Here is an 11789-nt window from a genome sequence, read left to right as displayed (position 1 = left end):
CTTATCTTGCTCGATTGCGTCAATCCGGCGGCGGAAGCGGGGCCTGCAACTTTAATTCCGCGTAATGTTCGCGATTGTCTCCGAGCCCGGAATCCCCGACAAACGGGACAACGATTCCAAAGGCGCAGATCCATGACAGTTCAGTCCCCCACCGCCGCCGTCCTCGTCATCGGCGACGAGATCCTTTCCGGCCGCACTCGCGACACCAACTCCGGCCACATCGCCGCCTTCCTCACCGAGATCGGCATCGACCTCAAGGAGATCCGCGTCGTTCCCGACGAAGAGGATCGCATCGTTGCGGCACTCGATGCACTGCGCACCACCTATACCTACGTCTTCACCACCGGCGGCATCGGGCCGACCCACGACGACATCACCGCCGACGCGGTGGCCAAGGCCTTCGGCGTCGCCATCGAGCACCACCCCGACGCCGTGGAGATCCTGCGCCAGCACTACGCGACGCCGGAGGAGCTGACCGAGGCGCGTCTCAGAATGGCGCGCATTCCGGTGGGCGCGACGCTGATCGACAATCCGGTCTCCAAGGCGCCGGGCTTCCATATCGGCAACGTCTTCGTCATGGCCGGCGTGCCCAAGATCATGCAGGCGATGCTTCTCAACGTCGAAAAGGAACTGGTCGGCGGCGTGCCGGTGCAGTCGATCACGGTCGACTGTCCGTTTGGCGAGGGGGTGATCGGCTCGGCGCTCGGCGAGGTCGCACGGGCCCATCCGCTTGTCTCCATCGGCAGCTATCCGATCCTCGCGGCCCGCAACTTCTCCACCAAGCTCGTGATCCGCTCGCGCGATCCCGAGGCCCTCGCGGCCGCCACCGTGGCGGTGGAAGCGATGCTGACATCGATCGCCCGCGACAAAGCCGGGGATAGCACTCTCACCGACTATTGAAATCGACGCAAAACAGGCATTTGAAGAGCCCCACGCCTGATCGCATGAGGATCGCCAACATGTCCCCGCAAGACGCCCAGCCGCTCGCCCCCAAGGCTTTCCCGGTCTCCTGGGACCAGTTCCACCGCGATGCCCGCGCCCTCGCCTGGCGGCTCGCCGGCCTCGGCGAATGGAAGGCCATCGTCTGCATCACCCGCGGCGGCCTCGTGCCGGCGGCCATCGTGGCGCGCGAGCTCAACATTCGCGTCATCGAAACGGTCGGCATCGCCTCCTATCATGACTACAGCTCGCAAGGTGAGCTGCAGATCATCAAGGAGGTCAGCCCCGAGATCGTCGGCCTCGACGGTGGCGAAGGCGCAGGCGTGCTGATCATCGATGACCTCGTCGACACCGGAAAGACCGCCCGCATGGTCCGCGACATGATGCCGAAGGCCCATTTCGCCACCGTCTACGCCAAGCCAAAGGGCCGGCCGCTGGTCGATACCTTCATCACCGAGGTCAGCCAGGACACGTGGATCTACTTCCCATGGGACCTGGGATTTGCCTTCCAGCCGCCGATTTCCCGTCAGGGCAACGACTGACCCGCTAGTTTTTTATTCACCACGTAAATAACTGATTCGCCAAAGTTTAGGCTGGACATACCCATTTGCGGTTGTCCGGCCCAAATTGGCGTGGCCTGATTCTCGCCGCATTTTTCCCTGTTTTGAGCCCCGTCGCTGATCACCGATAACCGCCGGTGGTCCCTAAGGAGGCTCGTCCGCGCTGCCAACGCGGGTTTGAACAGGATTGACTTGATGCTCTTCAAAATAAGCGCCACACGCGCTTTTTTCACGGCCGCCATGGCGGTCGCGTTTTTTCACCAGGCAGCGCCCGCTCTGGCGCAATGCGGCAAGGCGTCCTGGTACGCCGAGCGTGGACGCACTGCGAGCGGCGAGCGGATGAACCCGGCGGCCCGTACCGCCGCCCACCGTACGCTGCCCTTCGGAACCCTCGTAGAGGTCGAGAACCTCAGGAACGGCCGCACCGTGGTGGTGCGCATCAACGATCGGGGCCCGTTCATCAAGGGACGGGTGATTGACCTGTCGCGTGGTGCGGCCAACGAAATCGGAATGGTGAGCTCCGGCACAGCGAACGTTCGCCTGTCCGTGCTCGACGACAAGAACAAGTCGTCCGAAAAAGTCTGCGGCTGAGCCCTACCGAGACGGCGCTTCCCGCAGGGGCGCCGCCCGATTGCTCGACGACGCCACCAGATGGCTGTTCGACCTTTCGCGCCGAACGCCATCTCGACACGTCGGCGTCAGCGTACCCGTGCGCGCAAAGCCAGGCGGCGGGTCTCGCGGACGGCTTCGTCAAGCGCATGCCATCTGTGCTTGTTCAGTTCGATGTTGAAGATCGTTCCCTTGGGAAACTCGCCAAGGACGACGATATCGTCAAACGGCAGGTTGCCCCAGCCGACCGGCAGGTGCAGGTCGCCGACGCCAAGCCCCAGCGCCTCCTGCTGGGTATGAACCGGAATGTTGTTGGTGCGCCCGAAGCTGTCGTGAACGTGGACATGCTTGGCGAGCGGGATGAGCGGCGCGACCTCTTCCATCAGGTCGAGGCCGACGCTGTCGCAGTGCAGCGCCGCGTGGCTGATGTCCAGGCAGGCCCTCAGGTGCGAGTGAGCGAGATCGCGCAACTCGGCTGCCAGTTCGGACGCCGAGGCCGTGAGGCGATTGCCCTTTTCGGCAAAGATGTTCTCAACGCACAGAATGACGCCGGCCGCCCGCGCCTCGTCACCCAGTTTCAGTAGCGTTTCGCATTCCTGGGCGCGTAACCGTTCGATCTGCGGCTTGGCGAGGCTGGGCGCGCAGAAGCCGGTATGCACCACCATGTGCTCGCAGCCGAGCTCGGCGGCGATCGTCAGGTGCGCCCGCGCCAGGTTTTGATGCAGCTTGAGATAGACCGGGTCGCACATGAAGTTGATGCCGATGGCGGCATGGGCGCTGTAGGCAAACGGCCGCCCGCTGAGAGCCCGGCGTAGCTCTTCGAGGCGAGCCGGCATGACTCGCCCATCGATGACCAGCTCCATCCACAACAGAGGCAGCTCGACGGTATCGGTTTCCACCTCTTCCAGGCGGTCCAGGCTCTCGATGATCGTCGACGGCAGCCCGTTGGCGGACTCGGCGGAAGCCCCGACCCGGATGGTGATAGCGGTGTTTGGCATGGTCTCTTCCATTGCATGAGGTTGGATCGGCAGCGTCCACGAGAAGCCCTCGTCGGATGGACTGCCCACTGAAAAGGCGGGTCGATGGGGACAAGGCGGGCGCCTAGAGCCTGACTCGAAATTCGCTGGGGGGCGGCAGGTAGCGATGAATTCGAGAACCGGAGCGGAGCGAACTTCCTGTTCGTGAGCACCGGAAGCGCAGAATTCGAAGCTAGATGCCCGCCCCAGTAGAATTTCGACCAGGCTCTCAGAGCTTGCCCATGCCGGCCGCCATGACGTCATCGCGCATGATGCGGCTCGTCAGCATGAAGACCAGGAAGACGGGCAGCAGCAGAATGAGGCAGACGACGGAGGCCACCGGCACCACCAGCCCCGCGCCGGAGAGGTTGATGTAGAGCCGGGTCGTCAGCGTGTGGACGATGGGCGCGCCGACGATGAAGGTCCGCTCGAACTCTTCGAAACTGCCGATGAAGGACAGAAGGCCGGCGGCGAGCATGGCGGGAACGCTGAGCGGGACGAGAATATGGCGAACCACCGCGATCCGGTTTGCCCCCAAGGTACGCGCCGCGGCGATGAGGTCCGAGGGGATGGCCTCGAACCCGCTCGCAAGAATGCGGATGGTCATCGGCAGGACGCCAGCCACCTGAATGATGATGACGCCGAGCATGGTGTAGGCGAGATCCAGCTTGAGGAACACGCGCCCCAGCCCCACCGCCACGACGATGCCGGGCACGATGAGGGGCGCGAGGACGAACACCTCGACCACCTTCTTCAGCGGGAATGTGTAGCGAGCCAACGCCCAGGCCGTCGGCATGGCGATGATCATCGTGGCGAGGGTGACGACAAAGGTGATCACCAGGCTGTTGACCACCGCCGACCGTAACGACGGGTCGTTCAGGAACATGAGCCAATGACGGGCGGTAAAGCCGTCCGGCAGAAGGCTCGGCGGAAACCAGCCGTCCGACACCGACCACAGCGCAATGATGCCGAACGGCAGGCCGAGCATCAGCAGCACGCAAACGAGCGCCGCGAGCGACAGCAGGAGGCCGCGCGAGCGGGAAGAGCCAACCGGTTTCATCTTGAACTTGCCGCCTTGCCTGTGCCGAAGGCCGCCGCCGTCAGCGTGTAGTAGGCAGCCAGCACGACGAAGGCTGCCAGGATCAACACGGTTCCCATGGCGTAGATCGCCATCCAGTCACCGTCGCGATAGGAGTCGTACATCAGGATCGACAGCGGCAACGGATAGGCCGGCCCCAGCAGACTGGGGGCGGCGAAGTTGCCCAGCGACTTGACGAAGCAAAGCAAGGTCGCGGCCGTGATGCCCGGCATGGCGAGCGGCAGTTGCACGGCCCAGAAGGCGCGAAGCCTGGTGGCCCCGAGGCTGCGCGCGGCGTGCACCGTATCGCTGGGGATGGCGCCGAAGGCCCCGGCGATGATCAGCGTCATGAACGGCACGTCCTTCCAGAGCGTTGCCAGGATGACGCCGATGCCGAGGGGATCGCGGACGATCTTGCCGATGTTCCACCCGCCCAGCATCAGCAACCGGTCGATGAAACCGCCCTGCTCGAACAGCGTCAGAACCATGAAGGCGGCCACGATCGCCGGCACCGCAAGCGGGAGTTTGTAGAGACCGTTCAAAAGCTTGCGGCCAATGAAGCTCTTTTGCAGCATGAGCGCCAGGGGAATGGCGACGAACAGCGTCAGCGTGGTCGGCGCGATGGCGTAGTAGAGCGACATCATCAGCCCCTTGCGGTACTTCGGCTCAGCGAAAATGTCCGTCAAGGGGATGAGCGTGAAGCCGGCGCCGTCGGCGCCAAGACCGAAGGCGCCCAGCACGGCCCAGAACAGCGGCAAGCCAAAGGTCGCCAGGAGAACGCCGACGCCGGGCAGCAGGAGCAGCAGGAGATGAACGGCACGCATCACCGCGCCTCCACGGTCGCATCGGCCGCGCCCGGCGGTTCCGCCGCGAGGAGAGAGACGGGCGCATCAACGGTGACGGATACGCGAGTGCCCTCGGCGAGAGGAGCGGCGCTTCCACGACGGACCCGCAGCAGGTGATCGCCGATCCGGACGGTGTAGTGGACGTCGGCCCCCATGAAGACCGCCGCGTCGACGACGCCGGGGCCCGCGGGATCGGCGACGAGGGAAAGGCACTCGGGCCGCAGGGAAATCTCGCCGCGCCCACTTGCCTTTTCGATCAGCGCGACCGCCCCGCCCCAGGGCAGACGCGCCCGGTCGCCGTCGACGTCGACGGGTACGATGTTGGTATGGCCGAAGAACAGCGCCGTGAAGCGCTGGCGCGGGCGCATGTACAGCGAACGCGGCGCACCGCTTTCCACCACCTGCCCGTCCTTCATGACGATGATGCGGTCGGACATGCTCATCGCCTCGCTCTGGTCGTGCGTGACATAGAGCGTGGTGGAGCCTGTCCGCTTGTGGAGAGCCATCAGTTCCTCGCGCAGGGTCTCCCTGAGCTTGGCATCGAGGTTGGAGAGCGGCTCGTCGAGGAGCAGCAGGGCCGGCTGCACCACCAGCGCGCGCGCCAAGGCGACACGCTGTTGCTGGCCGCCGGAGAGCTGGCGCGGCGAGCGCGTGACGAGGCTTTCAAGGCCGCAGATGGCGACGACCTGATCGAACCGGCGCCTGCGCTCTTCCTTCGGCACCCGCTTCATCTTCAACCCGAACAGAATGTTGTCGGCGACGCTCATGTGCGGAAACAGCGCATAGGACTGGAAGACGATCGCGATATCGCGACGTTCCGGAGGCAGGCGGGTGATATCCCTGTCGCGCAGCAGAATGCGCCCGCCACTCGGCTCGGTGATGCCGGTGATGATGCGCAGCAGGGTCGACTTGCCGCACCCCGACGGTCCGAGAATGGTGACGAACTCACCTTTCTTCACGGCAAACGAAGTAGGAAGGAGTGCCCGCGTTCCGACAAAGGCCTTGGATACGTCCAGGACGTCGAGTTCATGCGCCTGTGTCGTCACGGCGGCCACTCCCTTTTCTTGCTCAGTTCTCGAGAACCTTGGCCGCGAAGGCATCGCGGACAACCTTGGACATGATCGGATTGGGGCTGGAAATCTGCCGTTCCGCGAACAGTTTGGTGGGCAGCAGGAACTTCCGCACGTCCTCGGGGATCATGCCGTCGTCAAGCCCGGTCTTCGGCGACCGCGAGGCGAAGCCGACCAGCTTCCAGGCCTGATGCTCGGGCGCCAGCATCTCGTCCATGAACAGGAGCGCGGCGGCGAGATTGTCGGTATTGGCCGGAATGAACGCGCCTTCCGCACCACCGGTCTGGCCGCCTTCCAGGATCGTGACGCGGATCGTCTCCGGCAGCTGCTTTCCCTTGATGTAGGAGAAGGTCAGGTCCTCCCAGGCGGTTCCGATGGTGGCGACGCCATTGGCCATCAGGTTCAGCGTGTCGGTGTTGCCGTTGGTGATCTGGGCGGTCTGGAGCAGGGTCTTGAAGTAGTCCCAGACCGGAGCAAAGCACGGGCCGTCATTGACCAGGGCCTTCGACTGCGCCTCGTCGCTGGTGAGGTCCATGAACTTCTCGACGCACTCGGCCGACATCTTCTGCCGGGCGAGCGAGGTCAGGAAACCGCTGCCGGAACCGCCACGCAACGGCGAGGTCACGGCCACCTTCCCAGGATTCTGCTCGGAATAGGCGAGCAACTCGTCGAAGGTCTTGGGCGCTTCCTTCACCATCGCCGAGTTGAAGGCGATGACCGTCTGGTTGGCATGGAAGGGAACGTAGGCGCCGCCGTGGGCGATTCCCCGGTAGGTGCGGGCATATTTCGGATCGATGTCCGCCGCGTTCGGCAGCAGGTCGACCAGACGAATGTTGGCGATTTCGTCGAGGTTCGCCGGCAGGTCGGACGAGAAGTAGGCGTCCATCGGCGACGGCTTGCCTTCCTTGAAGGTCGCATCGAGCTGCGGCAGGCCGACGTTGGTCTCCACGGAGTTGAAGTTGACCTTGATGCCGTACTTCTTCTCGAAGGACGGAATGATCTGCTGCTGGTAAACGACGAGCGGCGCCGGCGGCCAGTAGCTGTAGAAGGTCAGACTGCCCTTCGCCTTGGCGAGCGGCACCAGGACTTCATAGAAGTTGGCGCGCGTGAGCTTGTCGAGCGGCACGGAGGTATCGGTAACGTTGAACTTGTCGCCGAAAGCCGGCGATGCGACATCGGCGGCAAGAGCAGCCGTCGAGATCAGCGCCAGGGCGGCGACTGACGCGACGAGGGACTTGGAGGACATGACAGGGCTCCTTGAGAGACGGACTACGCCCGGGTGGCGCCCTGTGGCTTAACGACGCTCGGTGACATTTTCTTTACAGAAAGAAAATTAGCGGCGATATTGTTTCCGCCCGGCCAATCCGGCATCACTGAGGCTGGCCCGCCCTCTTCGCCACAGGACCATCATGCTGCAGCCCAGCTTCTCCTTAGGCCACAATCACCGACGCATTCTGGAGACGTTGCGGCTCTACGGTCCGATGCCGCGCATCGAGATTGCCGATCTCACCGACCTCCAGCCCGCCACCCTGACGCGCCTCAGCCAGGACCTGATCGACTGGGGAATGCTGGAAGATGTCGATTTCGAAAGCGTCGCTCAGCCCCGTTCCGCCGCCAAGCGCAAGACCCGCCTGCTGCGCGTGAACAGCGACAGGCTGCGCATGGCCGGCATCGCCTTCACGGTGGATCGGGTTGCGGTATCCCTCAGTTCGCTGACGGGAGAGGTCATCGCCGAGCGGATGGTGGAAACCGAGATGCGCGACCCCGGCGCGGCCGCTGCAATGACGGCCGACATCGTGCAGACGTTGCTGGAAGGCGCTGGCCTTGATCGAAGCCAGCTGTTGGCCGCCGGCGTCTCACTGCCGATCAACCTTACGGAGAACCAGCGGCGCTTCTTCACACCGAGCGAATGGCCGCTCTGGCGCGGCAGCAAACCGCGCCAGATCTTCGAGGACGCGCTTGGCGTGCCGACCTGGGTGGAGAACGACGGTCACGCCGCAGCTCTCGCCGAAGCCTATTTCGGCGTGGGCGCCCAGATGGAAAACTTCTGCCTGATCTACTTCGCCTACGGGCTTGGCGGCGGCAACATCCTGCATCGACGCCTGTTTCGCGGCTCGTTCGGCAACGCCGCAGCCTTCGGCAGCCACTTTCCGCAGGACATGCCCCGCCCGAGCGGACGCGATCTGATGCATTATCTATCCGAGCTGGGCGAGAGCCACCGCAGCCTGTTCGACCTGCCCGAAACACTCGGAACCGACACGCGCGTCGACGGCTGGCTGCGCCGGGCGGCATCGCAACTCGCCCCCCTCGTCCATCACGCCCAGATGCTTCTCGATTGCGAAGCGATCGTCCTGGGAGGACTTTTGCCGCGCAGCGTGCTGGAAGCCTTGGCGGAACATCTGCGTATCCTGGTAAGCGAGCCACCGTCCGACACGCAGATCCTCGTGTCGCAGATCGACCGCGAACACTTCCATCTCGGCGCGGCGAGCATCCCCCAATACGAGGTCACCGCCCCTCACAAGTATCGAGGCCGGGCGGTGAAAGGCGTCTAGCAGGCGGTTTGGCGGTTACCGAACCGCGATCGGGGCTTGACCCGCCGGCTTCGGCCAGCAATATCGCCGCTCAGTGCGGACGTGGCGAAACTGGTAGACGCAAGGGACTTAAAATCCCTCGGCCTTGGTCATGCGGGTTCGATCCCCGCCGTCCGCACCAATCGCTCACAGCACCTCCTCCGCCCAGCAACCTCTCCCGCATCCGCCGTCAACAGAACCAAGTATTTCCCCTCACAGTAAAGATGATTATTCTTTACATATAAACCGTTTATATCGGCATCCCAAGGACTTAAACGTTTTTAGGTCGCTTGAGTTTCTGCGACCAAAGTCTGATCTAGTCGTCAGGAAATAACTCCTCCAGCGGTAGCCGACCTCCCGACCCGCTTCAGAATTTGCAACCGAGAGCCCGCCTTCGCCGCCTCCCGCAAGGAGTCGGACCGGACCGCCATGCCCGGACGAGCCCTCCCCTCGTTCCGACAAGGAGACTGAGATGACCGTCATGAACTTCTCCATCCCCCGCACCATCATTTACGGCGAGGGCTCTCTCTCCAAGCTCGCCGATCTCAAGGGCAAGAAGGCGGCGCTGGTCACCGGCGGCAGCTCCATGAAGCGCTTCGGCTTCCTCGACCAGGCCATCGCCATCCTGAAGAAGGGCGGCATCGACTCGATCGTCATCGACGGCGTCGAACCCAACCCGTCGGTCGAAACCGTCTGGCGCGGCGCCAAGGCCATGCAGGAGTTCGAGCCCGACTGGATCGTCGCCATCGGTGGTGGTTCGGCGCTCGACGCCGCCAAGGTGATGTGGTGCTTCTACGAGCATCCGAACCTCACCTTCGAGGACATCATTCCGGTCGGCGCCATGCCGCCGCTCAGGAACAAGGCCCGCTTCGTCGCCATTCCCTCAACGTCCGGCACCGCCTCGGAGATCACCGCCTTCTCGGTCATCACCGACACCAAGAGCCACATCAAGTACCCGATCGTCGCCGCCGACATGGTGCCCGACATCGCCATCCTCGACCCTGCCCTGCCGATGGTGATGCCGGCCAACGTCACCGCCAACACCGGCATGGACGTCATGTGCCACGCCGTCGAGGCCGTCGCCTCGATCGCCGCCACCTCCTTCACCGACCCCTACGCGGTCGAGGCGATAAAGCTGGTGCTGGAGAACCTGGAAAAGGCCTACACGACGCCGACCGACAAGACGGCCCGCTTCAACATGCACAACGCTTCGGCGCTGGCCGGCATGGCCTTCACCAACGCCTCGCTCGGTCTCGTCCACTCGATGGCCCACAAGATCGGTGGTGAGTTCGGCGTGACCCACGGCCTCGCCAACGCGATCATGCTGCCCTACATCATCGACTTCAATCGGCAGTTCACCGACAAGTACGCCTATGTGGAGCACGTGCTCGGCATCAAGGATCTGGCCCAGGCGATCCGCGACCTCAACAAGAAGCTGGCCATCCCCGCCACCTTCAAGGACTGCGAGGAAGTCGATTTCGACGAGGGCAAGTTCAAGAAGGTCCTGAACCGCATGAGCGAGAACGCCTTCGCCGACCCCTGCACGCTGACCAACCCGGGCACGCCCTCGGTGACCGACGTCAAGGCGCTCTACACCGCAGCCTATTACGGCTGAGGCAAACCACTGTCGTTCGGGCGGGCGCGGCATCCTTCAAAGGGTGCCGCGCCCGCTCTTTTGTATTTATTGAAGCAGAAACTCAAGAATTTGCCGCCTACCCGCATTTTCCCGGATTGCCTGGCTATCAATCGCGAGTTAGAAATGACAATCATTTGCAACAAGGAGATGCCGAGGCGAATTGCTGCCGCCGAGGCGCTTCCAGATGGTCTCGCATCGTCTCCGGGCCCTGCTTGGTTGTTCAAGGATGACGGTCGCTGGTCGCGCGGCGCCCGTCGTCTTCGTCGCCGCGGATCAGTCACTCCTCCTGCGACGGTGGTGCTTCGGCGGTTCCCCGCCAGAACGATCGGTTTCCGCGTTGTCCGTGCGGGCGATCGTACACTTCAGTGCCGGGTATCCTCATGGATATCCGGCCTTTTCTTTTCCTTTCAGCAACATTGTCGAAACCGCGCTCCCATGGCGCAAATGGCGCTTTGGAATCGCAGACCGATGATCTAAACAGAACGGAATTCTGGCCGCTCGGGAGAAAGAGATGACCTATTGCGTTGGCATCCTCGTCAAGGAAGGCCTGACGATGATCGCGGACACGCGCACCAACGCCGGTCTCGACAACGTCTCCCAGTACAAGAAGCTGCACATCTTCGAGAAGCCGGGCGACCGCATGATCGCGGTGGCCACCGCCGGCAATCTCGCCATCACCCAGGCGGTCCTGTCCTTTCTCAACGAAGGCATCGAGAACACGGAAACCGGCCAGATGGAGACCATCTGGACGACGCCATCCATGTTCAAGACGGCCCAGCTCGTCGGCCGCGCCGTGCGCGAGGTCTACCGCATCGACGGCGAGGCGCTGGAACAGTCCAATGCCGGCTTCGAGGTGACCATGCTGGTTGGCGGTCAGGTGGCCAAGGGGCGCCTGCGCCTGTTCATGGTCTACCGGCAGGGCAACTTCATCGAAGCGACCGAGGACACGCCCTTCCTGCAGATCGGCGAGCACAAATACGGCAAGCCGGTCCTCGACCGCGCCATCACCTTCTCCTCCGATCTCATCGAGGCGGTGAAGCTCGGCCTGATCTCGATGGATTCGACCATGCGCTCGAATCTCGGCGTCGGCATGCCGATCGATCTGGTAACGGTCAAGCGTGACGCCATCGCCCACGACATCCTGCACCGCATCGAGCCCGGCGAGCCCTATTTCCACGATTTGCGCGAGCGCTGGAGCGCGGCCCTGCGCGCCGCCTACCGGGCGATCCCCATACCGCCCTACAAGTGATCAGGCGATCCGTCGGCGCACCTTGACGAAACGCCACACCCGGTCGGTGAAGACGACGCCGACGGTGTGGTCGGTCTCGTGTTGCAGGCGGACGGACAGAGCGTCTTCGAAGACGCGTGCTCGGACTATTTGAAGAGCCTCGCCGTCATGCCTTTCGAAAACAAAGGCCATGGAGAGGTTGTCCCCATGGCCCACGGCTGTCTCAGCCCTCTCGGCG

The 11789-nt window shown here is 63.4% G+C and carries 12 protein-coding genes and 1 tRNA gene; 7 read left to right on the top strand and 6 right to left on the bottom strand.

Features of this window, described 5'->3' with window-relative positions; translation table 11 throughout:
• Positions 1-132 precede the first annotated feature (132 nt).
• The 3 genes from M4J40_RS19585 (at position 133) to M4J40_RS19575 (ending at position 2090) form a co-directional block, all read left to right on the top strand.
• Positions 133-900, top strand: a complete 768-nt coding sequence (locus tag M4J40_RS19585; RefSeq protein ID WP_251756103.1) for a molybdopterin-binding protein — start codon at positions 133-135, stop codon at positions 898-900.
• Between the two features lie 59 nt (positions 901-959).
• The gene (gpt, locus tag M4J40_RS19580; RefSeq protein ID WP_251756102.1) at positions 960-1481 is read left to right on the top strand and encodes a xanthine phosphoribosyltransferase; all 522 of its coding nucleotides are present in this window, start codon (positions 960-962) and stop codon (positions 1479-1481) included.
• A gap of 213 nt (positions 1482-1694) precedes the next feature.
• Entirely contained in the window at positions 1695-2090 is a 396-nt protein-coding gene (locus M4J40_RS19575) for a septal ring lytic transglycosylase RlpA family protein (protein ID WP_405030774.1), read from the top strand.
• A 107-nt stretch (positions 2091-2197) separates the two neighbouring features.
• Here the strand turns inward: M4J40_RS19575 and M4J40_RS19570 are convergent, their stop codons facing one another.
• The 5 genes from M4J40_RS19570 to M4J40_RS19550 form a co-directional block, all read right to left on the bottom strand.
• The gene (locus M4J40_RS19570) at positions 2198-3106 is read right to left on the bottom strand and encodes a sugar phosphate isomerase/epimerase (RefSeq protein ID WP_251756101.1); all 909 of its coding nucleotides are present in this window, start codon (positions 3104-3106) and stop codon (positions 2198-2200) included.
• Between the two features lie 247 nt (positions 3107-3353).
• The gene (locus M4J40_RS19565) at positions 3354-4184 is read right to left on the bottom strand and encodes an ABC transporter permease (protein ID WP_251756100.1); all 831 of its coding nucleotides are present in this window, start codon (positions 4182-4184) and stop codon (positions 3354-3356) included.
• On the bottom strand, positions 4181-5026 hold the full coding sequence (locus M4J40_RS19560) for an ABC transporter permease (RefSeq protein WP_251756099.1): 846 nt from the start codon (positions 5024-5026) through the stop codon (positions 4181-4183). The genes M4J40_RS19565 and M4J40_RS19560 overlap by 4 nt, the downstream gene beginning before the upstream one ends.
• Complete coding sequence (locus M4J40_RS19555) at positions 5026-6093, bottom strand: ABC transporter ATP-binding protein (protein WP_251756098.1); 1068 nt, start codon at positions 6091-6093, stop codon at positions 5026-5028. The genes M4J40_RS19560 and M4J40_RS19555 overlap by 1 nt, the downstream gene beginning before the upstream one ends.
• 22 nt (positions 6094-6115) lie before the next feature.
• Complete coding sequence (locus tag M4J40_RS19550) at positions 6116-7363, bottom strand: ABC transporter substrate-binding protein (protein ID WP_251756097.1); 1248 nt, start codon at positions 7361-7363, stop codon at positions 6116-6118.
• Between the two features lie 163 nt (positions 7364-7526).
• Between M4J40_RS19550 and M4J40_RS19545 the strand changes: the two genes are divergently transcribed.
• From M4J40_RS19545 to M4J40_RS19530, 4 genes are all read left to right on the top strand, one after another.
• On the top strand, positions 7527-8669 hold the full coding sequence (locus M4J40_RS19545) for an ROK family protein (RefSeq protein ID WP_251756096.1): 1143 nt from the start codon (positions 7527-7529) through the stop codon (positions 8667-8669).
• Between the two features lie 75 nt (positions 8670-8744).
• Positions 8745-8829 (top strand) — tRNA-Leu (locus tag M4J40_RS19540).
• 330 nt (positions 8830-9159) lie between these two features.
• Entirely contained in the window at positions 9160-10302 is a 1143-nt protein-coding gene (locus M4J40_RS19535; RefSeq protein WP_251756095.1) for an iron-containing alcohol dehydrogenase, read from the top strand.
• Positions 10303-10834: 532 nt separating this feature from the next.
• Entirely contained in the window at positions 10835-11572 is a 738-nt protein-coding gene (locus M4J40_RS19530; protein WP_251756094.1) for a peptidase, read from the top strand.
• On the opposite strand, the gene M4J40_RS19525 is transcribed toward M4J40_RS19530, so the two are convergent.
• Positions 11573-11743, bottom strand: coding sequence for a peptide deformylase (locus M4J40_RS19525; protein WP_251756093.1), 171 nt, complete (start codon positions 11741-11743; stop codon positions 11573-11575).
• Positions 11744-11789 lie beyond the last annotated feature (46 nt).

Origin of the sequence: Pleomorphomonas sp. JP5 (genome assembly GCF_023721815.1) — a bacterium.
Taxonomy (GTDB): domain Bacteria; phylum Pseudomonadota; class Alphaproteobacteria; order Rhizobiales; family Pleomorphomonadaceae; genus Pleomorphomonas.
This window is presented reverse-complemented; position numbering and strand designations above follow the sequence as displayed.

Bases quoted from the DNA above. Each gene is read 5' to 3' on its own strand.
- M4J40_RS19585 (WP_251756103.1), top strand. From the start codon at position 133: ATGACAGTTCAGTCCCCCACCGCCGCCGTCCTCGTCATCGGCGACGAG.
- gpt (WP_251756102.1), top strand. From the start codon at position 960: ATGTCCCCGCAAGACGCCCAGCCGCTCGCCCCCAAGGCTTTCCCGGTC.
- M4J40_RS19575 (WP_405030774.1), top strand. From the start codon at position 1,695: ATGCTCTTCAAAATAAGCGCCACACGCGCTTTTTTCACGGCCGCCATG.
- M4J40_RS19570 (WP_251756101.1), bottom strand. From the start codon at position 3,106: ATGCCAAACACCGCTATCACCATCCGGGTCGGGGCTTCCGCCGAGTCC.
- M4J40_RS19565 (WP_251756100.1), bottom strand. From the start codon at position 4,184: ATGAAACCGGTTGGCTCTTCCCGCTCGCGCGGCCTCCTGCTGTCGCTC.
- M4J40_RS19560 (WP_251756099.1), bottom strand. From the start codon at position 5,026: ATGCGTGCCGTTCATCTCCTGCTGCTCCTGCTGCCCGGCGTCGGCGTT.
- M4J40_RS19550 (WP_251756097.1), bottom strand. From the start codon at position 7,363: ATGTCCTCCAAGTCCCTCGTCGCGTCAGTCGCCGCCCTGGCGCTGATC.
- M4J40_RS19545 (WP_251756096.1), top strand. From the start codon at position 7,527: ATGCTGCAGCCCAGCTTCTCCTTAGGCCACAATCACCGACGCATTCTG.
- M4J40_RS19535 (WP_251756095.1), top strand. From the start codon at position 9,160: ATGACCGTCATGAACTTCTCCATCCCCCGCACCATCATTTACGGCGAG.
- M4J40_RS19530 (WP_251756094.1), top strand. From the start codon at position 10,835: ATGACCTATTGCGTTGGCATCCTCGTCAAGGAAGGCCTGACGATGATC.
- M4J40_RS19525 (WP_251756093.1), bottom strand. From the start codon at position 11,743: ATGGCCTTTGTTTTCGAAAGGCATGACGGCGAGGCTCTTCAAATAGTC.